Here is a 25,664-nt window from a genome sequence, read left to right as displayed (position 1 = left end):
CCGATGACCACGTCATTCCTGAAGGTAGGCCGGCGGGGTAAGCTCGCCTTTGGCTTGGAATGGTCAACGCTGCCGGGCGTCGGTAAGCAGCGGAGTGAAATCAAGGAGCTCATAAAGCGCCACGATGCTAGGCGCGTAACGGTATTCCATGCGCTGGCAGGCGGCGCAATCGTCGGCTTGTTGAAGACCAAGACGGCGGTCAAAGGGCAAGTATTGTCCGCAGCTGCGATGTTCGCGCGACGCGCGGATGACAGGACGGCAATGTTCTGTCATGACTTGGGTAACGGCTTCTATAGCTTTATTGGTGTCGCCGAGGGGATGCCCCTGCCGGGTTATGACGTGGTCGGTACACCGCACCACATCGCCAATGTCGCGGCACACTTCAAAGACCTTCACGGAGATGTCTCAATTCCGCTATATGGAACGGTCGCGATCGGAGGGCAAGATCCTTCTGTCCTCACGCCGGAACAACTGATTGGTAACAGCAAGAAGCGTGCGAAAGACGCAGTCCTTCGTGCCACCAAGATCCCGGCCGAGTACCTCGTATTGGCACTCATAGCCGGTGCGTGTGCGATTGCAGGTCCGAAGATGTACGCGAAGTGGGAAGCCGACCGCGCCGCGGAAAGAGCGCGTGCGGAGCAGGAAAGCCAACAAAAGCTTGACCCGAATGCGTGGTACGCGAGCGCGGTAACGCCGATCCTGGCAACCGCCGGTTATCCCGCCGCAAAAGCTACGGATCACCTTCTTGAGCAGATAGATGTACTGCCTCTGTATCACGCTGGTTGGATGCTTGAGTCCGCTTCTTGTACCTATCAGGCGTGCTCACTGGTGCTGACCATGGAACCCGGGAGCAGCTTAAGCGAGATCAAGAGTAACCCGCTTCCCGGTATTAAAAATGTGGCCTTCGATGTAAAGGCAAAGTCGCTTTCTGGAGAAATCGCGGTTAATGCCCCTTCGAAAGACTGGAATGGTATCGAGCAAGCCAGTTTGCCATTCATTGGGGACTTCGATTTTGCGCAGGACGATAGCAATATCAAGAATGAGGGGATCTTCAAGCCCGTCGTCCGCACCCCTCCAGTCAACATCGTAGCTATGCCACCGTCAATCCAACAGACAGATATCCGTAATGCGGTAGTGATGGGTACTTGGAAATATGACGGCGATATTCATGGCGTGGACGTCATTCGATCCTTGCCAGCGAATATGACCTTAGATTCCATCACCGTAAACCTGAAGAGCAACCCGTTTGGTTTCAAAGCAGAGGGGAAATACTATGCAAAAAATTAACTTTCTATTAACGGCCACATTGCTTATCACTGCCTCCTTCGCGTGGGCGCAGCCTTCCGGCCTGACTGTTCAAGAAGCTCGCGCTATACAAGGCCGTTTGGCCGTTGCGGAACTGGAAGCGAAGGTTCGTGAAGCGCAGAATCGGGGGAATGGCTCAGGTCCTGGTGGCACTACTCCAGTACCGGTTCCGATGACTGCTGGCGCCCCGGTGATGGGTGCGGTCAAGGGAGAGGAAGTTCAATTTGTCGGGCATTACGGGATCGAAGATGACTTGAAAGCTGATTTCCTGCTCAACGGGACGCTAGTTACCTTCTCTCTCAACGGCGAGTCCGAAATCGGGGGATGGAAGCTCACTTCACTGACTCCTCGCCAGGCTCGGATCTGCCGCGTAGGTAGTGCCAAGGTGGGAGCTTGCAAAACCGTGTTGCTGTCGATCGACAAGCAGGTGGCACCAGCGGATTCTGGCCAGACCAGCAGTATGCCTGTAACGCCGCTTCCTTCTACCATTGCGGCCGCGAAATGATGAGGTTCCTTCCCAATCGATTTGGGCACCGGCGTGAGCCGGACACCTTTGCCGCTACGGAATCCTTCCATGCTGATGGTGCAGCTATCGCCGCGAATGCAGACGAGATTGCGGAGATCAACGGCGGCGAGGTGGCCGAGGGTAGCGAGACAGTCACCTTGGTGTCCGACATTAGCCAGTTACCAGGCTACACGGATGTTCTCACGTTGCCCGGCAAGCCTTATCAACTAGGCGATACCGTCAGGAAGAAGCTTGCCGCGGTGAGCACCAAGGCGAACATCCTCGTGCTTGCGACACCGGATGCCTATAACAAGGCCGAGCATCTGTCCCTTGTGCAGCGTATCAAGCATGGAGTACGGGGCAAGACGCCCATTGAGTCGATCCAAGTGCGGGGGTCGGTCCTCCTCATGCTGCATGACAAGCAACTGGGGCCCGAGCGGAGGATCAAGGTTGATCGAAAGGCCGGACAAGAGGCTGAAACGATCGTCATGTTTACGGAATATGCGTCCCGTGCCGCCCGAATCGGTGCATCGGACCTTCATTTCGTGATAAAGAAGGATTCAAACTCCGGGGCGGTACTGGTGCGCCAGCATGGAAGCATCAACTTGATCGACCGGGTGCCGTATCAAGATCTACTCGATGCCGTCGGTGCGGCATATACCAATCTCGCCGAAGACGGAACGCGCAGCGAACCGACGTTCAATGCCAAGGCGATGCAGTCATGCCGCATCCCGATGACGGTTGACAACCGAGAATTCAAGTTGCGCTGGCAGAGCGCACCTATCTCGGGAGGCGTCCATGTGGCCCTACGTCTCCTTGGTCAGGAAGCACCGGGACAAACAAAGAAGGAGTCGTTGCTCGATCAGGGATATGCGCCGTCACAGGTACGGCTCCTGGACCTCGCGGTGCGCAAGACCTTTGGCGTAATCTTTGTCTCGGGACCCACCGGTTCGGGAAAGTCGACGCTACTAAAGTCGCTCATGATGTATTCGGAGGATAGGCTAAGCCGGATTTCATGGTCGATCGAAGATCCGGTTGAGTACAAGATGTTCGGAGTTTCGCAGGTTTCCGTGCAGCGTAGCATTACCGATACCTCCGATGAAAATCCGTTCCTCCCCGCCATGCGCATGGTTCTGCGCGCTGACCCCGATACCATTCTGGTCGGCGAAGTCCGAGATAAGGAATCGTTATCGCTGCTTAAACTGATGGTCCTCTCCGGCCACGCGGTGATGAGCAGCTTGCACGCTTCGAACAGTACAGGCGTAGTCGAACGACTTGTGAGCGAAGAACTCGGTCTTAGCCGCCAGACGCTGAGCACCCGTGACTTCCTGTCCGCGGTTGTTTATCAGCAGTTGGTGCCGAAGCTATGTCCATGCTGCAAGCTACCAGCGGAAGAGCATCTTTCAGATGAGTACAAAGCCATCCTGACTGAGAAATTCGGCATGGACCTGCAAACGATCCGCGTCAGGAACCCTGATGGTTGCAGCGAGTGTGAAGGTAAGGGCGTGAAGGGACGTACTGTAGTCGCCGAGGTGAACCTGCCCGACCACGAATACCTTTCGCTTGTCCGTAGTGGTAATGACACAGGCGCAGAGGAATATTGGCGAAGCACCAGGTTCGCTACGTTTACAGAACCCGATTGCACAGGTAAGACCGCACTGGAGCATGGCCTCTACAAGGTGCACTGCGGTCTGGTTGATCCGGTCGACCTAGAAAAGAGCTTTGTGCCTTATGCCGTGCATACCGTAATACCCCTCAAGGTGGCGGCATGAGCAGCTCGGACCTGTCGGATTCTATCTCTTTAGGACTGGCTAGATTGCAGTTCCTAGGGGCAAGAAGAGAGTACTACGAGGACTTTGCCGAGGCGTTGGAGGATAACGACGAGCCAAAGTCAATCATCGCGCGGAATGCGGACAAAGCCGAGCGCCGCAAGGACGTTATGGGGTCGCTCTACAAACTCTGGCTCCACAGGATGGAAGATCGGTCGTTTGTGGAAGCATTGACGGGCACCGTACCAACGTTGGACCAGATGATCTTGAACTCGTCTGATTCCGCCAATAGCCTGGTGCGCGGACTGCGGTTCCTTTGCTTGGCAATTGATGCGTCACGACAGATGTCGGGAGCCATTTTTGGTGCCCTCGCCATGCCGGTGATCTTGGTGATCGCCTTTATTGCGATGCTCCTTACATTTGCGTTTATGCTGGTGCCGCTCTTGCTGCGGATGCTCCCGCCTGCAGAGTGGCCGCCGCTTGGGAAGCTTGTTTACAGTCTTTCCATGTATGTCACTCACTACGGCGTCCATACTGCCATAGTAATCGTGGCCGCCGTTATCGCGTTCTTTCTTTCGCTGTCTCGTTGGCGGGCAGGTCCAGTCAGAAAATGGTGCGATCGATACGTCCTTCCTTACACCATCTATCGTGATTACATGGGCAGCCTGTTCCTCGTCTCATTGGCAGCCTTGATGGAAAACGATGTGGACCTCTCAAGTGCGCTGGAAGTATTGCACGAGAATAGCAATCCCTGGCTGCAGTCCCATATCGAGGAGATTCAGCACCGGCTATACAGCGAGTCCGAGAATCCGGGTGTCGCCTTTGATACTGGCATCTTCAACCGCAAGATTACAGAGCGCGTTATTCAGTTTGGAAAACGCTCGTCGTTCCAGTCAGCGGTCGCGAAGGTCGGCCTGCGTTCAATCGATAAGTCGGCTCGATTCGTGGCGAAATCCGCGAAGCTTTTGAATGGTCTGCTGCTGGTGTTCTGTGGGATCTTTCTAGTCGTGATGTTCGCCGGCGCCGTGACGACAGTCCAGCAAGTACAGGCGTCGAAGAAAGCGCAAATGTACCGATAACGTCGCGGCGGCGGGGTAGGTCAGTTCGGAAAAACAAACAGCAATCTTTACTGGAGAAAAAGCATGAAGGATAGGGCACAGATCGGAAAGAAGAAGCAAAAAGGTTTTAGCCTCCTCGAATTGACGGTAGTGATTGCCGTCGTCTTTGGGTTGATCGGATTCGGTATTTCCGCGGCCCCCTCACTGTTTTCAAGCATGAACTCGGTCGGTGAATTATCGGAACTTCCGACAGTCATCATGAATGTCAAGAAAACGGCGAAAGACCGCGCAAACTATAACGGCCTTACCATTGATACCTTGGCAAGATCCAATGTCTTTGCCGAAGGCCGGGCAACAATTCCTGCAACTGGCGCGGCCACCGTTCAGAACCAATGGGGCGGGGCGGTGACAGGCGCAGCCGGCACAATTACAAGCACTGATGACATCTACCGCTTGGTCTCTCAGGGCGTTCCAAAGCAGGAATGTATTGACACGGTAAAAGGGGTATCGAAGATGGTTCGCCGCATCTACGTCGACGCCGCGAACTCCGCGACCGCCGGCGGCGGATCGCTCGTCAAGGCAGACGGAGGTGCTGTGGTCGACGCTACGTTGGCAACCGCATGTGATGGCGCGTCAGCAATTACCTTCGATATTGGCAAGAGCTAAAGCCAAGCAAATCGCGTCATTTATGAGAAGGGATTCGGCATTCGAATCCCTTTTTTTATGCCCACAATAGCCGAAGTTGATAACCGCCCGTAGACCCATGAAATCGAGATCGCATTTTAGCCGGCAGTTCGGATTCACCCTCATCGAGCTGAGCATTGCGCTCGCGGTGATGATTGGCATTGCGTCAATCAAGCTGTGGGCGGACGCACGCGCGATGGTCGATGACATGGCATCGACTCAGGCAGATGATCTGGTTGCGATCAGCAATGCCGTCGGAAACTATCAGACCCAGTATTTCGACAAGCTCATCGGTGGCACGGCGATCACCGGCTTCCCCGCTCCCCTGGCGCCGACAGTGGCGCAGTTGACGGCAGGGGGGTTCTTGTCCAATGTATCTGCAAACAACCTCTACGGTGGTGGCTACAACGTGCAAATCCAAACAGTTGCCGTTCCTGGCCCGCCTGCAGGAACGGACCTGCGTGCACTGACGTGCCTCACCACTCCAATCATTAGCAACGGCAGAGTTGATCGTCCATCATTGGGAACCGCAGTCAACCGCGCAGGCGGTAACGCCGGCTTTAGCACCGATACCGCGCCCGGAACGATCAACGGCTCCGAGGGAGCCTGGACTGCAACAAATCCCATTACGGTATCGAGCACTCCACAAGCTGGCATCCTGTGTATGCGATCCGGGTATGGGTCTTCCGGATTATCGCAGCTCACCCGAAGGGACGGGACGACGCCGCCGACCGCGAACTGGAACATGGGTAACGTCAACGTCACGGGGATTGGCAATCTTGGTACGAGCACGATGGCAACCGCGTCAACAGCAACGATCGGCGGGGTCGCGACGACTACCGGCATCGTCAATAACGGCAATCTGACCAACTCTGGAACCCTTACCACCACCGGCACACTAACTGCATCCAGCAACGCGACGGTTGGCGGCACATTGGGCGTGACTGGTCAAACCACTACCCGCGGCTTGGCAAATATCGCCGGTAACATTACGAACTCAGGGAATACGACGCTTAGCGGTACGCTTGACGTCGCGGGTGCGACGACGACGAAAGGCATTACGAACACCGGAAACATCTCAACCACAGGAGATGTGGTGACCGGCCGTATGCAATTGACGACAATCGTCGCTAATGGTGCATCGTGTGCCGGTTTCTCGGGCTATCAGGCGGCAACGGCGGCCGGTTCGCTGGCCTCCTGCATCAATGGCACTTGGCAGACTCCTTCGGCTTCGGTGCCCCCTCCGAATCCCTGCGCGGCAACTTCCGTCAGTTTTAGCGGTTGTACAGGCAATCTCCCCTACACGACTTCGGGGAGCACAGCGAACGTCACAATGACGACCGGTACTGGATGGGCCACTTATAGCTGCAGCAACGGTAGCTGGGCTTATCAATCGGGTTCATGTACGCCACCGCCTGTCAATTGTTCTGCTCGTTCGTTCTCCTGGTCTGGATCTGCATCGTGCTCGGGCAGCGTAGGTACGACATCGCATGGCGGTGGCCAGTGGATTTCTAGTACCAATGGAAACAACGGGGATGCTTACGTCAGCTGCAATAATGGTACATGGAGCATCAGCAACACTTCCTGTACCGCTCCGGCTGTAGGATGCAGCGCGACGTCTGTCAGCTTCGGGGGCTGCAGCGGAAATGTGCCCTCCGCGTCGTCGGGCCAGATCGTGAATGTCTCGATGACCTCGGGTAGTGGTTGGGGACAGTATTCATGCAACAATGGATCTTGGTCGTATTACTCCGGCTCATGCACGCCCCCTCCGCCCAAATGCCCTGGAGGCACGCAATATTGGGGCAGTTCTGTCACATGTGCTGCATGGGCTCCTGAACAGGCCAGCGGCAGCGGACAATGGCTAACCTCGGCTAATAGCTATGAAGGAAGCATCTATTCGTCGTGTACCAACGGAGTGCGCAGTCTCAGCAACGGCACGTGCGCGAAGCCTAAGCGTTACGTCTATAACCCGACAACCGTCGAGGGGCACCGCATTGCGCATGATCCGAACCGACTGACCTTGGTCTGCCAGAAGCACTACCCCGGATCGGTGAATATCTACGGCGAATCTGTTGCTACGGATTACCGGGGGGTGAACATCCGCTACTGTGGAACTATCGACGGCAACCTGAATTGCAGCCCTCCAACCGGCACGAATACGTGTACAGACCCGGCATTCAACAGCGTAGGCTGCTGGTTGATGGGCACGGTGGTATGCCAGTAGGTTTAGGTCGGGGTTGCGAACGAAATTGCGGGCGTTATGATTTCATGTGTGAGTAATTGGCGGGGCGCTAGGAAGTGATACAAGCGGGGTCAAGGGTCGCCCCATTGAATATCGGTTAGTGAAGGGATATAGCTTGAAAAACGTTGCATATTTTGTTGATACCTACGGCATGAACGGGTACAAGGTCGCCGGCGAAGGTGACGCTCCCCTGTTGTCTATGCTGAAGATGGAAGTCGCTCAGGCAGGTTCGACAATTCTCTCGCAGTTCGATCGAAGTGCGGTGTTAAACCTGATGAAGTATTTTCCAACCGGTCCCTTCGTCGGTTTGGACATCACGAATGGCGCATTTACCTTCCTGCGCTTTGATTACGACAAACTCCCAACCGGAACACCATCGTCTGGCGATCCCCTGGCAGATGCCGATGCTAACTACAAGGCCACTCCGGTCCTGTTTCGTGTCGGTACAGCGGACAATCCTTGGAAGCAGTACACCCATGTGATCAATCCAAATGGGACGATCACCAAGGACACGGTCGGTTCCGTTGATATTGAAACGCTTACTGGCTATTACCTTGGGTCAAAGAACTACGCGTTGATGAATGACGATATCTACGGGAAAAGCCCCATCATCACGAACAAGGAGGTGTTCGTAAGCCTTCTCAAAACGGTAGTGGAGTATAAGGTTGCCACGGCAGCAGAGGTCCAGACTGCATTTGGCACTTATATGCCCGATGTGGTCAGTGCAGCACTGGGTACATCGCCAACCAATCCAACGCTGCCCGAATGGCAGGCGATGGCTGACCTTCAGGCCGATACGCTGATCAAGGCGTATATTGCGCACTTTGGTCGACCGGCCGATCCGGAAGGTCTGACTTACTGGGTCAATACCTTCAAGACATCCGGTCTAACGATGGTGGACCTGCTGGCGAACTTCGGTAATAGCACCGAATACAAGAGCCTGTATGGCAGCGCTTCTACGGAAGTTCGTATCAACTCCATCTATCAGTACCTCTTCAACCGGAACGCCGAACCGGACGGCCTGAAGTTTTGGGGCGACGCTCTGAATAACGGCACGCTTACCATCAACAACATCGCCTATAGCATCTTGAACGGCGCACAGGGCCAGGATGCAGCGGTCATCAGTGCAAAGGTTGCCGCCGCCAGAGCATTTATCACGGCGCTGAATACCCAAGCGGAAGTCGATCTGTACAAGGGCGAGACTGCTACTCTCAACGCTCGCAAATGGCTGTCAACGGTGGCTGACAACCAGGCAACCAATACAAAAGCCATGGCAGCAGCTAACGAGGTGATCTCGTCCCTCCAGAATAGCGTTGAGCCCGTTCTCTCCAAGCATGGCCTGTCGCTTGGTGTCGCCTTTGGCGGTACGGCTACTGACCGTGCCCTGGTACCGTGGACGGCACTTACCGACGACGACGCTAGTGCGGCGCTGAAAGCGTACATCGCGTACTTCGGTCGTCCCGCCGACCCCAACGGCCTAACCGCTGCTGTCGAGCACTTCAACAAGGGCGGCACGATGGAGCAGTTGACTGTCAACTTCGGCGCCAGCGACGAATATAAGGCGCTCTCGGCTGGCGTGACGACCGAGGACAAGGTGAATTCCATCTACAAATACCTGTTCAACCGCGAAGCCGAAGCCGACGGCAGAACGTTCTGGGCCAAAGCGATTGACAATGGAACCCTCAAACTTGGCGATGCAGCCATGTCGATCTTGAATGGGGCACAGAACTCCGATGCGCTCGTTATTGCCGGCAAAGTCGCAGCGGCGGCTGCGTTCGTCGCGGCAATCGATCGGCAGAGCGAACTGGACCTGTATTCGAACGGTACTGCCGCCCTGAACGCCAGAAAATGGCTGTCGTACGCCTCCGCGAACGAGCAGACGAACGTCAAGCTGATCGGGATTGCGAACGATGCGATCGCCGCGCTGCAGACAGGCGTTGACCCCGTACTGGTATCGAATGGCTTCTTTATAGGCTGATTGACAGAAAATGTAGTTTTTTTCCCTCGTAAGGGCGAGTGTTTCATGACACTCGCCTTTTTTATTTCAACGTTAGCCGCGAGCGAGCGGCGCATGATGTGAGGTTGCGCTGTCATGATGCCGTGGTTTAATTGTTATATCGAAACTTGTTCTAGGTGACGTATGTACGATCATAGCGCCATTGATATTCATGCTGGGGTGAAAAACCCGCATAAGGTAGAAAATCTCTTTCTCTTCCTCACGGCTCTTGCGTTCGCTGGGGGCGGCGGATTCGCGCTCTTGCAGGCCCGGAAGTTCATCGAGGCGGGCGACGGCAAGATTGCCATTGCCGCAGGCCTTACAGCCACAATCCTGTTTGTGTTTGCCATAAAAATGGCGATCACATGCCTGTCACAGCTGAGATTCGTGCTTGGCCGCGGCTTTCCTGCTGGCCTCGCACGTGAACTGCGTCCCTCGGAAACTGGCGCCGGCTTTGAATCAGTTGGGTTGCAGGAGCAGATGCGCCACCAGGCCATCTCTTTTCCAGAGCCTGACGGCATCATGTCTGGAGTGCTTTATTCTCTTGTCAAAGGCCTTGAGACCGCGCCGGATATGGTGCAGCACGACGCTGTTCGCCTCTTCCATTCGCTGCTTGGCATGGTGGGTATCCTGTTCTCGTTGGCACTGTCCTACTTCCTATTCGAGGGTACAAAGTACGAAGGCTTGGTCTCTTGGATATATTTGCCGCTGACAGGCCTGTCGATCCTGTCGCCGTTCATGCAGAAGAACAAGACAAAGGGGCCGCCTAATTCCAAGTCAATGTTGTTCAACCTGGTCGGAATGGTAGCGTTCGCTGTTGTCGGGCCCTCGCTGGTGACTCGGTTCGCGCCGGTCATCAATGTTCCGCCAATGTGGGTGGCGCCGGCTGTGCTCTTGATTACCTCGATTGTCGCCATCTCGCTATTTCTCGCATCGGCATTCTCCCTGATCGAGCAGATACCCCAAACCGGCGTCAGCTGCAAACAGACTGTGATTGACATGAATTGTCATCCCGCGCAGCTTTGGAGCGAGATCGGCCGCGACTTCCAGAATAACTGGACATTCAATGCGCCGAATCGCGCCTACATCAACGAACCGCCTGTCGCACAAGATGGCGACCGCGGCCAATTCGCGGGCAATATCATGGAAGAGACACAGCCCGAGGTGGTCAATTCTGACCGGATCGAAGGCATCGGCCATGCGTTCTCGGTTCCATATGCCCGGTTTCTCGTCTTGCTCGCATTCTGGGGACTTGGCTTGGCGGCTGTAGCTTCTTTTGTCGCGGCAGCTTATGTACCTGAGTTTGATGATTACACGCGCATGGAGATTACCCGCGCGATCGTGTCGATCGTTGCTCTTGGCACAGCTTCTGCGCTTAGCCTCCAGATCGGCCATTCGTTGTGGGGCCGTATGTACTTCAAATCTCGTTTGGTCTGGATCGAGGTTAATGGGACCTTTCAAACATCCAAGCTGGACATTGGCAATCAAGTGGTTGGCGCGGTGCGCTCCCGCTCGACCCTGACTCGAATTGAAGACGCAACGTTGCGCGTTTGGGTGACAGACGTAGTTTCCGTTGCCTTCGGAAAAGATAGTCCGAGGTCAATCATTGGTATGGCCACCAATGATGCCTACGCGAATTCCGTAGCGGAGCGCATGAAGGCATTCGCTGCGAACCAAAGCACGATTGTTGCGCCTATGTCGCGTCGGGATGCGGACAAGCTGAAAGTCCTGCAGCAGTTTGACAAGGCCATCAAGGATGGTTTGCCGACCGCCCCGCTTAGAGAGTTGCGCCTGCAGCCCAATGCGCTTGGTGAGGCCCGCTTGACTGCCGCTGACGGTGAAGTGCTCGAAGGCGTCGTCAAGTTTTATAACGACACAAAAGGGTTCGGCTTCCTGCGCGGGGAAGACGGGGTAGAGCGTTTCTTCTCAGGCGACTCATGGATTGGCGCTGGCCGGACTATCCGCAATGGGGAACGCGTCGAATTTACGGCGACCACGAACAGGCGAGGACCAGCTGCCATCGGCGTTAGGGAAGTGGCCTAAACACCAGTTGCCGGCTCGGTCTGATTGGCCGGCTGGCCCTGCGGTTGCTAATCCCATAGCCATGAGTGGAAATGGCAACGATTGATGGCGCCGATCAAAGCAGGGCGGGGACAATAGGCGCCAAATCCTTCTATGGGAACAGCCATCACTTTGTGAAGGAGACATAGCCATGCCAAGCCGAATCGGATTGCTAACGATACATGGGATGGGGGAAACGTCCGAAACGTATTACCAGGGTTTGCTGAAGGCGCTAAAAAGCGCAATGGACGAGTTCGATGGCACGGTGGCCCCTGCGCATGTCTATTACCAGAAAATTCTTCAGGACAATGAAGATACTGTCTGGGAGCGCATGAAAGGTGAGGGACTCAACTATAAAGACCTACGGAAATTCCTGCTTTATGGATTTGCAGATGCAGCTGGCTTGGAGACGCGCAAGGAAGATCCTGAATCGCCGTATGCGCTTGCCCAAGTAGAAGTGGCTCGTCAGCTTCTGAGTTTACATAGCATGTTGCCCCCCAAGGGTCCGGTAGTCGTTATTGCTCAATCCTTAGGTGGGCAGGTTTTTTCTAGTTATCTATATGACGCACAGAAATCGAACGCCGGGGTTATGCCTTCCGCTGGAATCTGGAAGGATATCCATCGCTATAGCTCATTGATAAAAGATGATGGAAAGGACTTTACTGAGGCCGAGATTGCGTTCTTGAGCGGCCGTAATGTCGTTGGGCTATTGACCACTGGTTGCAACATCCCAATATTTGTAGCGGCACATAAGGAAATGCACATCGTTCCGATTGAGAAGCCTTCAGCCCAATTTGATTGGATCAATCTGTACGATCAGGACGATGTGCTCGGCTGGCCACTTGGCCCCTTAAACGATCGCTATCAGGCATTAGTGGTTGATAAGAAAATAAATGCCAATGGCCGAGGCCCAATAGAGTACATCCTCGGCGCAACGCCGCAGTCTCATACGCTTTACTGGGACGACAAGGACGTGATTCATGCTCTTCGGGACATGCTCAGAGAGGGTGTCAACAAGGTTGTAGGGGCACCGGCAGACGTGGAACTCGACGTAGGCGATTAGCCTGCTGCGACCGTATAGGTGTATAAGTCATGCCGTGGTTTGACGGATGTGTCAGATTGCGAATTTCCGCGTTCGACCCAAACCAGGCAGTTAGTTATGCCGATAGCGGTCATTCGAGGTGCAACGACGGATTTTGCCTTACCTGGCTTTGACAAGCGCCACCTGCTTCGCTATGAACGCCTTCATGTGCGGTGAAACTGGTGGCGAAAGAGAAATGGTTCCGAAGCGATTCTCGATCCGTGTGTTGACGTTCACTGAGATCTAACCCCCGGGGGCAGTTCTGCGTGAACATCAACAGTCGATGCAATCGACCTAGGTCGAATTACGGCCTTTCGCAAGAATAGCCTGTGTTAGCGTAGCCATTCAGGAAATATGCCAGTTGATCGGCTGTGCAGCCGGATAATCGGGCGGGATTGGCTGGAGGGAGGACAGTGGCAGTCGCGATAGCCGCTGATGGCCCGGCTGGTCGGTCCACGCGACGATGCGGTCATACAACTCCTGTGCGCGGCGCGTAATGATCCGTACATTCTTGCGCCGTTTCGTCGCAAAATAGTCCACTACCGTTTGCCCACGCCGATCGACATGGCTTTCGATCCAATTACCGATCGGCATCGGCGGGTGCGGCACGAATGACAGGTCGCGATCCGCAAAACGCGTGGTGTTGCTATGCTGATGAGAAGGATTGCGCCCAAGCCCATGGTCGAAATGGTAATGGCTGGCGGCATGTGAAGGCGGATACAGTGCCGCCGCCGCATTTATCGGAACGACGTCCGCCACCACGAACACGCAATCGCAAAAGAGTTGTTTTGTTATCTGGTCATGCGTGACGAAAAACACGGCATCGTGGCCATATACGAATGGCCCTGTGGTAGCCGACCCAAAACTCGGAGCTCGCGAGCGAGCATGGCAGTGGCTCCATAAAAAGGGGGAGGTCCACACATACGGATCGTTACCGTAACGGTCCGTAAGGTATCCATGAGTGAGCCGGCCGTGGTGCGGAGCAAGAATTACTGCCATGTTTTACCCTTTCATTAGGCAATCCTTTCATCCTATTATTGCGCTTCTTTCTGGCGCTGCATTCCCATTTCTTGTCTTTTTGCGAAGAGTAAAAATGCCTAAAGCACAGAAGATGTGCGCAAATACCAATGATGATTGCTGGAACTGATGGTGGGCCACCTATTCCAATACACACTTAAATTTCCAGAAAGAGGCTGCTGCCATGGAACCGATTACCGGTGATGTCAACGTAACGCTGGGTGCGGTCACGGCCGCGCCGCCGGCGCCCCCGCATTCGTATCTAGGCGTAGCGGACAACTTGCTGGCCGGGATCACCTACGCGGTGGCCGGCTTGCCAGACACCGCCACCTTGATGGCGCTGGGGTGTGTGCAAGCCGTCGAAAACATTCTGAAAGCGTATTAGAGCTGCAAAGTGGATGCAAAACGATTGCGTGACCCAGCAGTGCAGCACGACTTGGTTGCGTTGTGGGGTCTCGCTTATACAGAGGGTCTTGCCGTTGCCCCGGTCCCGCCTGGATGGCTGGTGCGCCTGAACGACATGACGGGCCAAACGATTCCGGGCGACACGACAGGCCAGACAAAATTCAACCTGCGCTATGGCGGCAAAAGCCATGCGATCGTGATCCCCGTCGCCGAACCGATGGTGTCGGACATTGCCGCATTGCTGGCCCAAGTGCGCACGCAGCTGACGACATAATGGCATAGGCGTCGCGCTATTCAGATGCAGGTTTGCGTGGCGAAGGAAGGTCCGGTTGTGGCCGTTGTCGGAAGTGCGGCTGGTTATAAGGCGCGACGAAATCGGATGAGAGTTTGCAGGTCGAGTCTAATTTCCCTGAGCGAAAAAAAAGCCCCTCAAAGAGGGGCCAAGATTGCGAAGGGTAATGTAGCAGCTGGGTTAGTTCTCGGCTTTAGGCCTTGTGTATTTCATGACTTCACCTCACCGCATCATGTTTCGAAATGGAAGAAGAGCTCGTTCGGATCGAGTGCCTCGTAGGTGATGCCTTCTTCTGCGGATACTTCCGTTATCAAATAGCCGATCCGGTATCCGGTATGCATCCCATTTATGATCGTAGTCATATCATCGGAATGCGTGACGGTCCATACCCGAAGTGGCGCCGTCGCATAGATTTTCTGAACGTAGGCTTCGTCTAGGCCGCCGGCAGCAAACAGACGGCCCTGTAATTGGTCGCCTTGGTTAGGCAAGTTCTCGATTGGCCGAAAGGTCGCAAAAAATTCGGCTATCGTCAGTGTGTGTAGTGGGTTCTTGATATTCTTGAACAACACAGATCCTTTCTTCTCTTGGGCACAGCCCAAGGGGTCACCCCCTTGGGTCCGGCCGGCTTCTTACTTTGCCTTTGAGTGGTGGAGGACGCTCGAAATTGCACCCGTCACTGCAAAATTGCCCAGCGATTGTTCAAACGGCTTATGCACAAGGCGATCGAGGTAAATCGCTTCAGATGCCTCGGTCGCTACCGTGCCCAATACGTTGGCAATGACCAGTGAACTGGAACCTTTTCGGCGGACGGTTACCATTCCGTCGCCTAGTGTTACGTCTGCTTCGTTGATAGTAGTTGCCATAGCAAGTCTTTCCTTTGATGCTGGCGAGGTCGCCAGGAAGTCGACCGTGATGTCGGTCATGGTTGGAGCACTCCCCGCTAAATTGGGGAGTGTGGTTTGCGGTTATGCAGCCTTCTTGAGCAGTTCGCGCATCTCGTAAGTGCGCATTCCGCGGAGGCTGGCTATTTCTTCAATGAAACGGTCGAGAATGGTGGACAGGTGCAAAAACTCCTGATCACCTAATTCAGGCGTAGCCCAATCAAGACCCGCGTCGGCGGAATCTTTTTTGAAGGCAACCATCTGCGCCTGGTAGACGTCAAGGCTGCCTGGAATGTGGAAATACCGGCACTCCACTGGTGCCTTTCGCTCCACCCGCAACGGCCTGCGTACGGCTTGGTCTTCATTTTTGTGACTCCAGTTTCTGTCAGCAAATACGACAACGTCGGCCATCGGCAAGTTGTAACCGGCGCGCGCCGAGCGTTTTGTTGCGATGAGGTGCGACGCACTTCCATTGACAAAGTGATCATCCTTATCCTTGACCCGCTTTTTTATGGGGATGCCACCATGGAAACGGACTGTCTCAACTCCTCGCGCCTTGAGCTCACGATGGAAGATGTCAACGACAGTTGGATGTTCGGTGAACACCAATGCCTTCTTGCCTTCAGACGCGAGCGTTGCCAAGTGGTCGATAACGGCCCGTTGCTTGGACGTCAAGCCGGTGAAGGCAGGCATTCCATCGACACCGTCCTGAGGAACATTCAAGGCAGTCTGGACAGCCATCAGGCGGGCCAGGAGCACTGCGAGGTTGTTCTTCGTCACCCCATCCGATTGCTTGTACCACTCGGCGAAGTCATCAGCTGCTTTCAGGTAAAAGGCCAAATGCTCCTTGTCCCATTCCACGTCGATCGTCTCGTAGGTGAGCTTGGGAAGCTGAATGTACTTTGCAACCTCCGGCTCTTCGGTGATCCGTCGTTTGACGTGCGGCGCCAGCCATGCCCGGTACTTCTCAACGTTGGCGATCTTCGGCACCTCACGCTTTGCTCCCTCCCTTAGCGTGTCGGCGAATTCCCAGGTACACCATTCCACGACGACGAAATCATTGCGGATCGCGTCAATCCCCCGGGAGGCGAACTCCATCGAATTGATGAAGCGCTCCTCCATATATGGTTGATGAAGGCCATAAGGTTGGGAGGCGTTGCCATCTCCGCTGGTAAAGAGGAGGACCCCATGGATATCGCGTGGATAGTTGCTGATCGGTGTGCCCGACAGCACGTATCGCCGCCTTGCGCTTAACTGCATCAGCGCACGTGACTGATCGGAGTCGATGTTTGAGAGCCGTTCGCCTTCGTCGGCCGTCACCAGTCCAATTCGGCGGCGAAGCCGCTTCGCATAAGTAACGGCCTTGGACCGTTGTGCATCGATCGGCATCCTCAGTCGTTCATACGCAATTATGTTGTATCTGCGCAGTGTGCTGAGTTTGCCCGGCTCGTCGATGACGTTGACGTCGGCCATGTCAATCGGAAGCTTACGGATTTGCGCAACCATCTCATCGATCAGCCGCGATTCAAGCACGATAAGACCGTGCTTAACACCGGACAGAAGGATCAAGGCGACAGCGAGGCGGGATTTCCCGCAGGCCTGTTTCCATGCTGCGATTCCTCCCGTTGGTTTCATGAGAAGCTCGACGGTGTCCTGCAGCTGGAACTCCCAAGTAAGCCACTGATCGATTCCCAAGTGCTTTGCCCGCTTCGTGAGTAGCGCCGCGTGCTGTGGAAACTTCTCCCGAAGTCCACTGTGCACTACCTGCCAGTCCTCGACCACCCCCTGAAGGGCGAATCGATTCTCCAACTCGTCGGCAGTGATGAGGTATTCCTTTCCCTTTTTCTGGAACGTGAATTTTCCATCGGCTTGCCTGGAGAACTGGACCTCTTCGCCTGCCCTGATAACCGGCGACAGCCATATTGACGGATCGACGTTGTGCGTCTGGGTGGCCTTTCCCACGACCTCTGCAGCAGAGCTAGCGCCTCGTGACCAGACCGTATGCCGCATAGGACAGGAAGCGCGGGCCTTACGTCTGGCTTTGTTGCGTAGTGTCTCCGTCCCCCCGGGTTTGACGACTGGAACGCCGCCGGCGTCTCTGATTGTCGCCAGTAAGTCCTCGAAGGCTTGCATCGGGTCCGTCTGCATGAGGTAGACCTCCAGATCTAGCCGGCCTTGACCTGAGTAACGTACTCCTCGAGGGAGCCGTGTCTGGTCGGTCGAAAAGATCCGCTTGCCCAAGATGGCGTTGGCAACACGTGCCTGGGTGAACCCGCACTTGTAGCCGACTTTGATCCGCCGCCCATCTAATGCGATCGTGACCGAGGGATCATTCGTCGCCGGAAGGGTGATCGTGGGCTCCTTGTCCTCGATATGCTGGAAGCCAAGCGAAGGTTTGCCATAGCGTCGCTCCAGCGCCTTCCCCAGACCGAAATCCGGAAGCGGATCATTCAGATCAACCAGTTGGATATGGTCATGTTTCGAGTAGCCTCGGATTTCCCCAAAAACTACGACGGACGTTTCGACGTTGGCGCCTTCCTCCTTGAATGCGTTAGCAGGGAGGTCAAGAACCGCACGTAGACGGTACTGGATTGAAATCGAACTCCATGGCGCGTTGCGTGCCCGGATCGAGTCAGCGCTGGATCGCGGCAACAGCGCCACCACTATCGAAGCCGCATCCAATGCTTGGAACACGGCATATTCGTCGCTGATGGCGCTCGAATTAGGGCCGAAGCGTCCCATTTTTGTACAACCGTGAAAATGGGACAGTGCCGGACTTTCGAGGTGGATCGAGAAGGGCGGATTGATCAATGCGAGGTCGATTGACCGCGGACGGATATCCTGCATGCCGGCGGTGAGGATATCGCATTGAAATCCTGCCGCCGATATGACTTCCTTTACATGGTCGACGGTCTTGGCATGTACGTCGACGCCGTACAGGTGGTGCTTTGACGGATCTGCAAATTGCAGAAGGCGTGCGGAGCCAATACTGTTGTCGAGAATCGACTGGACTGGCAGGGATGAGACGATTCGCCACATCAAGGCGGCAATAGCGTCAGGTGTGAAGAACTGGCCCAGATGCTGGCGCCGTTGTGCGGCAAGCTCACCCATGTGAGCGATTTTCTCCTTTTGACTCCCCAAGCTCCGCAGGTTACGAAGTGGGTCGTACCAGGTCGTGTTTTCCATTTTGATTCTCCTGTAATTGCCATGGAATGGCGTGAAAAACAGGAAAGCACGCGGCTTGCAAATGGCGGAGCGAGGCCATTTGCAAGCCCATAAGGGCTTGCGGGGTATTACTCTATTGCGTATTCGCCTAAGAACAGCATCAATTTCTCGGCTACTTCATGAGAAAACCGCCATTCCCAGCGTTCTTTGTACATGACGATCTCCAGCCCGGGAAAAGAGCGCTTCTCTCGGGAGTTGTAGCAGAAGCCATAATTGGCCATGTCGTGGAATTCAGGGTTGAGCCGGTTGGCAAGGTCGAACAGTTCAGCCCATTTGGCGAAACAGCGGAGGCTACTGAACGCTTTCAGTCGTGTATCGCCACTGTGGTACGAGGGCTCCAACATGCCTTTGTTCTGGCCGTAATCCTTCTTTTCAGACCAGATTCGAAGATCCACGTTGATGGAATTTGCAGTCCGCCGAATCGTCTCCGCTTTGTCGAAGTGAAAGACACTTAACAGGTTAGCGGCTTGTTGCCGCAAGCCGGCCGTGACACCGGCATCGCCGCCATAGGTGTTCTCGAGGTGAAGCCAGACCGCGTCCAGGTCGAGCTCAAGCTTCGGAACGTCATCCTTTATCCTCCATGAGGACCGGCGATAGCGTTCCTCCCAGTCATACTGATTGATTGCCTTCAGTACTTCGTATTCATCAATCTTGAGCGTTCCGCCCTCTGGAGCGAATTCGCGTTCGGCTTTTCTCACCAGTGCCTTGATAGCACGGTTGGCGATTTGTGTGATGGATTCGGTGGATTTTTCCTCGGTAAGCGACACACCAAAGAGCCGCTCTTCAAAATGCCGTTGTTCGCTATAAACGCGTCCAAGACGGGCTTCCATGCGGAGATAGCTTGCGAAAACATCATTGAGTGATGTCTTTGGTGGAGCTGGTGGAGGAGGAAGCGCAGTGTCGGTGCTCTGGAAAGAGACGGTTTCTGCGGGCGGTGTTGTGTCAAAAATTAACTCAAGCAACGATGTCTGCTGTTGCACAATTGCTCCTTTTTCCGCTGAGCGGTGGTAGAAAAGGAGTGAGCTTTTTAACAAGCTCTTCGATGCCCTGGGCATAGAAAAGCATTGGATTCTTGTGATGCCGCATCGCGGCGTGGCCGGGGTAAGCACCCGACGGCATGATTCTACAATGGAAACTCCGACTTTACCTACCAATACCCATAGGTATCGGAGGTAAAGTGGAAAGCTTGCGGTGAGGTTTACTGCCCCATCCGTGGATGAGGCAGTAAGTGGACTGAACGTGGGCGACCGCAGGACGTTCAGGAGGGGCCTGCAGACTCCTTGAACGCACCGGGCGGGAGCGTCCAGCTGTCGACGATGATGGGTTCCGTGTATTCGAAGCTGTCGGCGATCGTGATCCAGCGTGCATCACACTCGAATGGGACCCCGCTATCAGCCAGTTGATCGACAGTCTTGGTACGGTGAATCGTGTATCCGAAGCGTCGTTCGTAAGTGGCTATTGGGATGAAAGCCTTCGGCATGTAATGGCGTACGGTGGCCCATCCAGAAGGACTGGAGAAAATGCAGGTACGGCAAGAGGCGCGGCCAAAACCAATCCAGTAAGCCGGATGGGGATTGACGCGATGCCGCTCAATGATTGCCCATACCTGCGCCTCGGTCCACTTGTGCACGGGCCGCCAGGCGTCGATATGGCGCTGCACCTTTTTCCCATTCCGTAGATCGCAGCGGTGCGGCTCAAACGCCTTGTACATGGCACGAGAAGGCGACTCTTCGGCCCGCTCGCCGGTTACCACCAAGGTTTTGCCTTGCTGGAATCTCGGTTCGTGAACGAGCACCCGTGCGCCTACATCGATCTTGACCGCGCTGCTGCAGTACCTGACGCGCAGGTCTGCTGACGTTTGCGGAAACTTCAAGCGGGTATTTTCGGAGCCACCGTCTCCACCAAACTCATGCACCGTGCCATCTTCCGACTCGAATGCCACAGGGGCTGTCTTCTGATTTTCCCGCAGCATTTCCCGTTCAAAGCCGCCCTTACGCCACGACATATAGCATTTCAGGCCGAAATGCTTTGCAAACGCTTGAACGTAGGATTCCGTCACTGGCCAGTCCATCAGCCTTGAGGATTCCCGGCCATCGACGAGATGGTGACCGATCTCAATCTTTGCGGGAGGTACGCCGCATTCCAGGAGATGGAGCACGCAGGCGAGGCTATCCTTGCCGCCGCTAAACCAGACCAAAAAGCGGTCATAGTCAGCGAGGTTGGGGGCTTCTGCATGTTCTTTCGTGGCTTGGAGCAGGGCGAAGAGGTCGACCGGGGCGTTCATCGTACGCACCGTGAACGGTGCGCTGTTATGCGGGCAGGCGAGCGCAGACGGGTACCGAGTATCTTCAAAGCGCCGTGTGGCACCCTGATTCGCTCAGTCCTGCCGTCGAGTTCGACATCAACATTTGCGAAATAAAGGCTTGTTCCCTTTTCATGGATGACCTTCGGGGTGCGTGCACGGATTACCGTTCCAAGCGTGCCGGCGGGGACGAATTTCTTGTTGCTGGTTAGCGTTTCCGCCTTGGTCGCAACAACCGCACCGTCCTTCAAACGATAGTTTGTCGGGGAAGTCCGGTAATCGGTATTAGCGGCGTCACGTACTGCGTTGTTGTGCTGTTTCATGGCTAAGGCCTCGTGTTGTCGTCGAAGCCCCCCGAATCGGGACGCCCGACCGGGTTATGGAATTTGCGTCAGGGACGCGAGTGAAAGCAAGGATATGAAAGTTGCCTTTCATATCGAAGCGAGGTGGCTTGGCCGCCAGCATGGGAAGACATAGAGACCCCCTCGCGGGGGCCTCTATGCTGAGTTACGCTACGCGTTGCTCGATCATCTTGAGCTCATCGTAGATATAGGACTTTGCAAACTGGGGCCCGCTTTTGGCAAGCTCACGCAGTTCTGTTACGACCTGGTTAAGGACTGTTTCGTTACCAGTAATGCCACGTCCATGACGGCCGGTTGCATACCGCATGAAATCCTGCGGCGGCACATCGATTTGATGGGCAAGGAGCGTCATCTCGATCAGTAGCCTTGCGCAGGCACCGCCAACCTTGCTGAAGTCGTCAAGCTGCTTCAGTACTGCGGCCAGCGATTCCGTACGGTCTTCCCATCCTTCTCCGAACTTCAGGTCGAAATAGGGAACCGTTTCTTCGTGTTCCAAGCCGAGCATGTCCAGCTTTTGTAGGACTGCTTCGACTGGATCGCCTGCTGCCGCAGTAGCTTGGTGCTGTGTAGGAGCAACCGAGCTAGAGGCAACCGCCGCTGGTGTCGATGGGATATCGATCGGCGGCATGTCAACGGGGGCAGTAGGTACCAGAATTGATGCCTCTGGCATCGCTTTAGGCGCCGCCAGCCATGCGACGGGAGCAGGCTTGTGTTGTAGTGCAAGGTCGGCGCCACTACTTAGCAACGATCCCATGTCGATGTCGGCCTGAAGCTTTGGCACCCATTGGATACCCGACTTCTTTTGACCATTCTCGTCGAAATAGGTCCGGATCTCCTGAACCTTGGTAATCCAGAAAATTGGCTTTCCAGGGTTATTGGGATTCGTGCGCGGAATATGGCCTAGCGCTTGCTGGATACGGTCGAGGTCGGACCAGATTGCCTCTGCTGCATATTCGGAAGTCGTCTCCATCACCATCAGGCCGGTGGTTGGAACTCCCGGGATGTAGAAATGCAGCGTGCCGCGGAACTTGCATTGCCCCTGCAGGAATTCGGGGCAGCTCCTTGGTTCGCACTCACCGCGTATCACCTTGTCGCGACGAGGCGGACGCTTGATTCTCCTTGCTTGCTGCTCCGCTACCATCTCCTTTGTGACCTCTGGGAGATAGCGGCAATATCGCTTGCCATCCTCGCCATAGTGGGATTCGTAACCTGGTTCGCCGCCGTAACGCCGGAACTGGTTCGGGTAGATGTCGCCGACATCGCCGGAGTGAAAAACGACCGGAAAGCGATATAGACGTTTCTCACTATCCCCATTGCGGACTTCCCCATACTTTTCAACGATCATCGCAGCGAGTTCCGGCATCCCGAAGTCCGATGCCGCGACGTTGTAATAGGGAGTGTTACGCGGGTACATCGGGTTCTTGATATTGCATGCTTCAACGATCTGCTTCTCAATCTCCGAGAACTTCAATCGCTTCAGAACCCCTTGGTTGTACAAGTCCACAGCCTTGGCGTTAGCCTTTGCGGCATTGGTGAGTACTTTGATGCCGGGACGGATCTTGCCGCCAGCCTTGATCTGTTGATCGCGCCCTGCAGCGCGTTGCGAAAGAATCGACACTTTCATGTTCACGTTTTCTCCTTATTCAGACGTTCGTCTGAATGGGTTTTTGGTAAGCAACGTGCTTACCAACTCATCATTGCCTTATTCAAGGCGTGTGAAGGAGAAGTGCGTTGTTGGGCACCGAACTGGTAGGGCCAGATCGCTGCCGGATATAGGTGTCGTCGGTGAGCGGTTCGGACTGCGGAGGCAGGACGTTAGATCAAGTGAGCATCATGCACGCTTTGCCTGATCGCTAGTAGCTCGCGATAGGTATTTCTTTCCTCGTCACTCGCATTGTGGATGACAAGGCTTTGTATTTGCGAGCCCGGGAATGCATCCAGCAATTCCATGATGTAGGGATCGTGATCGCGAAGCAAACGATTGTTGAAATGCCGTACGCGTTCGCGGAAGCCGACGGGATACACGACACCCTGTTTCAATACGATAATTTCGACCATGTAACGACCTCGGCAGCGAGGAGTGTTGTTCCGGATAAGGCCAAGCGGTTTTCTAGTGCCCAAGGCACTAGAAAACCCTCTGGAGAGGATTTTCCGACGAACAAGTGTTCGTCTCTTTGCTTACACCATCTCGACCAAGTCGACGATACGGTCTTTCAGGTTTGCACCTTCACCGAACCACGCACTATTGAGACGATTGTCCTGATTCTTCGCACGAATGTGAAAGTCGGCATACTCCGTGACGGCGTTGACCAAGCCCCAACCGGTACCGGCAACGCCGTCCATGGTTGAACCTTTGCCAGCGCCATTGAAGAGCTGCATGACCGTCTTGAAGCCGCGGGTCTCTCGTACTGGTAGATTGGCGCTTCCGCTCGAGGCGAACAGTCGCTCAATGACTTCCGTGGCGGCTTGACCCGACAGCGACTTTTCCGCAAACGACTTCATCTTTCCCATGAAGCTGTCGAATACGATGTTCGCATTCAGCCCCAGGTTGCCTTTTACCGCAGTGGGATCGAATACCGTTGAATGCCGCACTTTGACAGTTGTTCCCGTCTCTGCCGCGCTCCACATGCCCATCTGAAGGGTGTTCTTGCAAACAACCCGTACCGAGGTGAACTTGGCTGTAGTTGCCAAGCCGCCATCGCAGCTTGTGACAAGCAGGAGGTACGTATTAACGCGGTCGTTGGTAACGACATCGCCATCGAAGCCGGTTCTGGCTAGAGCCCAGATACGGCGGCCGCCTTTTAGCGATCCAGCGGTCTCAAGCTTGAAACCATGCTCCGACACCAAGTTGCGGAAGAATTCCAACACCTCCACTGGCTGGACGACGTTATAGCGATTTGATACGACCGCGAGTGGATCGTTCGTGTCACTCCGGTAGAGCACTTCATTTTGCGGCCAAGTATGCATCGAGCCGTTCATGAATTGCACAGGAGAGCGCTGAATGGTCCAATCCAGCCCGGCCGCTACGCGCCAGTCGTCGATTGAGTCGTTATCAGTGAGTACCTGTCCAAGGCCATGCCAAGGGAGTTGGCCAACATAGGCCATTTCAGCAAATCCGTCTGCACGGATAGAGATATCGTGTGCCATTTTTTCCTCTTGAAGAGTAGTTCGGTGTGATAACCGTTGATTAAAGAATGTCGATGCAGGTGGCGACCATCTTGCCACCGCGCGTTGGGAGCGAAGGGTAGGCAGCTGCGACCGCTGAATCGAAGGCCTTCAGCGCTTGATCCTCATGCATCGGCAGCAGATCGCCGGAATCCCGTCGCTTCAATTGCGTCACCAGCGGCTCCTTCTGCACCGCATAGGGACTGAGATTGATCTTGGCGAGGATGTATTTGGTGTGGACTCCATCCTCTGTTTCCTTGAGCAGCCGAAATTCGGTCTGCCCGGAGATCGCTCTGACAATACGTGTTGCGCGCGTTTCAACAACCTTGGGCTGGTGCGCATCGACGATATAGCTCGGGCTCGGATCGTTGCAACGTTCATAGCGCGCTTCGATGTCGATTTCGTAAGAGGGGCCTGCCGGCGCCAGGAACATCGGGCCGGTTTCATGTAATTGCGGGTGCATTGAATTTCCCTAATGGGTAAGTTTGAAGGTGACGGAGCTCGGCGTGCAGATCGCGCGCATTAGGCGAACGAGCACTTGGCGCCGCTTGGCCGACTGCGTGGACTCCACGCAAAAGTCGATAAGGGCGTTGTCGGTATCGGTGATGAAGAGGCCGAACACGAATGGCGTGCCGGATCTCGGAACCGTCTGGAATTGGTAGATGCGGCATTCGGAAACCCGAAACCGATTCCGGTGCTGATGGAAGGTATCAAGCACGAACCTCGGGTAAGCAAAGAGGTGCGGTACGAGGCTTAGGTCCTTTTTTTGTAACTGGCCCTCGGCGTATTGAATGCCAAGGCCGTCGTCTGTGATACAGATTGCGGGGCGAACAAATTTACTGATCTGGGCGGGGGTTTCGACATCCCCGATATGTATCTGTTTGAGGCTGTTTTCAAAGCTAGCGTGCCCAACCTGCGGACACGGTAATAGCTGCTGCATTCCCATCTCCTTGCCGTAGAACGGCTGTTGAAAAGAGGGACGAGCCTATTGAAGGCTTCCTAGATGTAAAGACATCAAGGAAACAAAGACGGAATAGTCTTGATGTGGGCGTAAAGCCGGATTGATGAACTTCGTGCCGCAGAGCGGCTTGATCATATGAAGGCGGAAAGCGTAGATGCCTTTTCCATACGATCCAAATTTATTTTACTACAAGAAATGTCCTGATGCTATCCATCCCGCACAGACGTTCTGCGACGTAGATTGTGTAATTACACTCAGCACGCAGCGGTATGGCGTTCCCAGACAAATAACGTCGGATAACAAAGAGGAAAAGGATGCATGCGCTCTCTATGTGGAGAACCTATCTTCGCTCG

The 25,664-nt window shown here is 54.9% G+C and carries 23 protein-coding genes; 11 read left to right on the top strand and 12 right to left on the bottom strand.

Going from position 1 to position 25,664, the window contains the following annotated elements; genetic code table 11:
* Positions 1-3: 3 nt before the first annotated feature.
* The 9 genes from pilO2 to IGW03_RS26565 all read left to right on the top strand — a co-directional run bounded on the left by pilO2 (position 4) and on the right by IGW03_RS26565 (position 12,683).
* The gene (pilO2, locus tag IGW03_RS26605; RefSeq protein WP_194725564.1) at positions 4-1,287 is read left to right on the top strand and encodes a type 4b pilus protein PilO2; all 1,284 of its coding nucleotides are present in this window, start codon (positions 4-6) and stop codon (positions 1,285-1,287) included.
* Positions 1,274-1,810: a hypothetical protein gene (locus tag IGW03_RS26600; RefSeq protein WP_194725563.1), complete on the top strand. Its 537-nt coding sequence runs from the start codon at positions 1,274-1,276 to the stop codon at positions 1,808-1,810. The genes pilO2 and IGW03_RS26600 overlap by 14 nt, the downstream gene beginning before the upstream one ends.
* A complete protein-coding gene (locus IGW03_RS26595; protein ID WP_194725562.1) occupies positions 1,699-3,582 on the top strand; it encodes a GspE/PulE family protein in 1,884 nt (627 codons plus the stop codon). The genes IGW03_RS26600 and IGW03_RS26595 overlap by 112 nt, the downstream gene beginning before the upstream one ends.
* Positions 3,579-4,658 (top strand): hypothetical protein, encoded by a 1,080-nt coding sequence (locus tag IGW03_RS26590; RefSeq protein WP_194725561.1) that lies wholly within the window; start codon positions 3,579-3,581, stop codon positions 4,656-4,658. The genes IGW03_RS26595 and IGW03_RS26590 overlap by 4 nt, the downstream gene beginning before the upstream one ends.
* Before the next feature lie 63 nt (positions 4,659-4,721).
* Positions 4,722-5,303 (top strand): type 4 pilus major pilin, encoded by a 582-nt coding sequence (locus IGW03_RS26585; protein WP_194725575.1) that lies wholly within the window; start codon positions 4,722-4,724, stop codon positions 5,301-5,303.
* Positions 5,304-5,400: 97 nt separating this feature from the next.
* Positions 5,401-7,545: a prepilin-type N-terminal cleavage/methylation domain-containing protein gene (locus IGW03_RS26580; protein WP_194725560.1), complete on the top strand. Its 2,145-nt coding sequence runs from the start codon at positions 5,401-5,403 to the stop codon at positions 7,543-7,545.
* Positions 7,546-7,678: 133 nt separating this feature from the next.
* Complete coding sequence (locus tag IGW03_RS26575) at positions 7,679-9,541, top strand: DUF4214 domain-containing protein (RefSeq protein WP_194725559.1); 1,863 nt, start codon at positions 7,679-7,681, stop codon at positions 9,539-9,541.
* A gap of 162 nt (positions 9,542-9,703) precedes the next feature.
* Entirely contained in the window at positions 9,704-11,602 is a 1,899-nt protein-coding gene (locus tag IGW03_RS26570) for a cold-shock protein (RefSeq protein ID WP_194725558.1), read from the top strand.
* Between the two features lie 169 nt (positions 11,603-11,771).
* Positions 11,772-12,683: a hypothetical protein gene (locus IGW03_RS26565; protein WP_194725557.1), complete on the top strand. Its 912-nt coding sequence runs from the start codon at positions 11,772-11,774 to the stop codon at positions 12,681-12,683.
* Positions 12,684-13,046: 363 nt separating this feature from the next.
* Here IGW03_RS26565 and IGW03_RS26560 read toward each other — a convergent pair whose 3' ends face one another.
* Positions 13,047-13,520 (bottom strand): hypothetical protein, encoded by a 474-nt coding sequence (locus tag IGW03_RS26560; RefSeq protein WP_194725556.1) that lies wholly within the window; start codon positions 13,518-13,520, stop codon positions 13,047-13,049.
* 382 nt (positions 13,521-13,902) lie between these two features.
* On the opposite strand from IGW03_RS26560, the gene IGW03_RS26555 reads away from it, so the two are divergent.
* Positions 13,903-14,103: a hypothetical protein gene (locus IGW03_RS26555; RefSeq protein WP_194725555.1), complete on the top strand. Its 201-nt coding sequence runs from the start codon at positions 13,903-13,905 to the stop codon at positions 14,101-14,103.
* A 24-nt stretch (positions 14,104-14,127) separates the two neighbouring features.
* Positions 14,128-14,397: a hypothetical protein gene (locus tag IGW03_RS26550; RefSeq protein WP_194725554.1), complete on the top strand. Its 270-nt coding sequence runs from the start codon at positions 14,128-14,130 to the stop codon at positions 14,395-14,397.
* 248 nt (positions 14,398-14,645) lie between these two features.
* Here the strand turns inward: IGW03_RS26550 and IGW03_RS26545 are convergent, their stop codons facing one another.
* From IGW03_RS26545 to IGW03_RS26495, 11 genes are all read right to left on the bottom strand, one after another.
* Positions 14,646-14,981 (bottom strand): hypothetical protein, encoded by a 336-nt coding sequence (locus IGW03_RS26545; RefSeq protein ID WP_194725553.1) that lies wholly within the window; start codon positions 14,979-14,981, stop codon positions 14,646-14,648.
* A 63-nt stretch (positions 14,982-15,044) separates the two neighbouring features.
* On the bottom strand, positions 15,045-15,338 hold the full coding sequence (locus tag IGW03_RS26540; protein ID WP_228536110.1) for a hypothetical protein: 294 nt from the start codon (positions 15,336-15,338) through the stop codon (positions 15,045-15,047).
* 42 nt (positions 15,339-15,380) lie between these two features.
* Positions 15,381-18,482, bottom strand: coding sequence for a helicase-related protein (locus IGW03_RS26535; protein ID WP_194725552.1), 3,102 nt, complete (start codon positions 18,480-18,482; stop codon positions 15,381-15,383).
* A 107-nt stretch (positions 18,483-18,589) separates the two neighbouring features.
* Positions 18,590-19,501, bottom strand: coding sequence for a hypothetical protein (locus tag IGW03_RS26530; RefSeq protein WP_194725551.1), 912 nt, complete (start codon positions 19,499-19,501; stop codon positions 18,590-18,592).
* 278 nt (positions 19,502-19,779) lie between these two features.
* Entirely contained in the window at positions 19,780-20,805 is a 1,026-nt protein-coding gene (locus IGW03_RS26525; protein ID WP_194725550.1) for a phosphoadenosine phosphosulfate reductase domain-containing protein, read from the bottom strand.
* The gene (locus tag IGW03_RS26520) at positions 20,802-21,146 is read right to left on the bottom strand and encodes a hypothetical protein (RefSeq protein ID WP_194725549.1); all 345 of its coding nucleotides are present in this window, start codon (positions 21,144-21,146) and stop codon (positions 20,802-20,804) included. Before IGW03_RS26520 ends, IGW03_RS26525 begins: the two co-directional genes overlap by 4 nt.
* Before the next feature lie 184 nt (positions 21,147-21,330).
* The gene (locus IGW03_RS26515; protein WP_228536111.1) at positions 21,331-22,809 is read right to left on the bottom strand and encodes a recombination directionality factor; all 1,479 of its coding nucleotides are present in this window, start codon (positions 22,807-22,809) and stop codon (positions 21,331-21,333) included.
* Positions 22,810-23,000: 191 nt separating this feature from the next.
* Positions 23,001-23,243 (bottom strand): hypothetical protein, encoded by a 243-nt coding sequence (locus tag IGW03_RS26510; protein WP_194725547.1) that lies wholly within the window; start codon positions 23,241-23,243, stop codon positions 23,001-23,003.
* A gap of 120 nt (positions 23,244-23,363) precedes the next feature.
* Positions 23,364-24,332, bottom strand: coding sequence for a DUF932 domain-containing protein (locus tag IGW03_RS26505; RefSeq protein WP_228536109.1), 969 nt, complete (start codon positions 24,330-24,332; stop codon positions 23,364-23,366).
* 40 nt (positions 24,333-24,372) lie between these two features.
* Entirely contained in the window at positions 24,373-24,783 is a 411-nt protein-coding gene (locus IGW03_RS26500) for a hypothetical protein (RefSeq protein ID WP_194725546.1), read from the bottom strand.
* 39 nt (positions 24,784-24,822) lie between these two features.
* A complete protein-coding gene (locus tag IGW03_RS26495) occupies positions 24,823-25,290 on the bottom strand; it encodes a hypothetical protein (RefSeq protein WP_194725545.1) in 468 nt (155 codons plus the stop codon).
* Between the last annotated feature and the right edge of the window lie 374 nt (positions 25,291-25,664).

Origin of the sequence: Noviherbaspirillum malthae (assembly GCF_015352985.1) — a bacterium.
In the GTDB taxonomy this organism is placed as follows: domain Bacteria; phylum Pseudomonadota; class Gammaproteobacteria; order Burkholderiales; family Burkholderiaceae_D; genus Noviherbaspirillum; species Noviherbaspirillum malthae.
This window is presented reverse-complemented; position numbering and strand designations above follow the sequence as displayed.

Excerpts from the sequence above, each read along its gene's own strand:
- pilO2 (WP_194725564.1), top strand. The coding sequence starts at position 4 with ATGACCACGTCATTCCTGAAGGTAGGCCGGCGGGGTAAGCTCGCCTTT.
- IGW03_RS26600 (WP_194725563.1), top strand. The coding sequence starts at position 1,274 with ATGCAAAAAATTAACTTTCTATTAACGGCCACATTGCTTATCACTGCC.
- IGW03_RS26590 (WP_194725561.1), top strand. The coding sequence starts at position 3,579 with ATGAGCAGCTCGGACCTGTCGGATTCTATCTCTTTAGGACTGGCTAGA.
- IGW03_RS26585 (WP_194725575.1), top strand. The coding sequence starts at position 4,722 with ATGAAGGATAGGGCACAGATCGGAAAGAAGAAGCAAAAAGGTTTTAGC.
- IGW03_RS26580 (WP_194725560.1), top strand. The coding sequence starts at position 5,401 with ATGAAATCGAGATCGCATTTTAGCCGGCAGTTCGGATTCACCCTCATC.
- IGW03_RS26570 (WP_194725558.1), top strand. The coding sequence starts at position 9,704 with ATGTACGATCATAGCGCCATTGATATTCATGCTGGGGTGAAAAACCCG.
- IGW03_RS26565 (WP_194725557.1), top strand. The coding sequence starts at position 11,772 with ATGCCAAGCCGAATCGGATTGCTAACGATACATGGGATGGGGGAAACG.
- IGW03_RS26555 (WP_194725555.1), top strand. The coding sequence starts at position 13,903 with ATGGAACCGATTACCGGTGATGTCAACGTAACGCTGGGTGCGGTCACG.
- IGW03_RS26540 (WP_228536110.1), bottom strand. The coding sequence starts at position 15,338 with ATGACCGACATCACGGTCGACTTCCTGGCGACCTCGCCAGCATCAAAG.
- IGW03_RS26535 (WP_194725552.1), bottom strand. The coding sequence starts at position 18,482 with ATGGAAAACACGACCTGGTACGACCCACTTCGTAACCTGCGGAGCTTG.
- IGW03_RS26525 (WP_194725550.1), bottom strand. The coding sequence starts at position 20,805 with ATGAACGCCCCGGTCGACCTCTTCGCCCTGCTCCAAGCCACGAAAGAA.
- IGW03_RS26520 (WP_194725549.1), bottom strand. The coding sequence starts at position 21,146 with ATGAAACAGCACAACAACGCAGTACGTGACGCCGCTAATACCGATTAC.
- IGW03_RS26515 (WP_228536111.1), bottom strand. The coding sequence starts at position 22,809 with ATGAAAGTGTCGATTCTTTCGCAACGCGCTGCAGGGCGCGATCAACAG.
- IGW03_RS26510 (WP_194725547.1), bottom strand. The coding sequence starts at position 23,243 with ATGGTCGAAATTATCGTATTGAAACAGGGTGTCGTGTATCCCGTCGGC.
- IGW03_RS26505 (WP_228536109.1), bottom strand. The coding sequence starts at position 24,332 with ATGGCACACGATATCTCTATCCGTGCAGACGGATTTGCTGAAATGGCC.
- IGW03_RS26500 (WP_194725546.1), bottom strand. The coding sequence starts at position 24,783 with ATGTTCCTGGCGCCGGCAGGCCCCTCTTACGAAATCGACATCGAAGCG.
- IGW03_RS26495 (WP_194725545.1), bottom strand. The coding sequence starts at position 25,290 with ATGCAGCAGCTATTACCGTGTCCGCAGGTTGGGCACGCTAGCTTTGAA.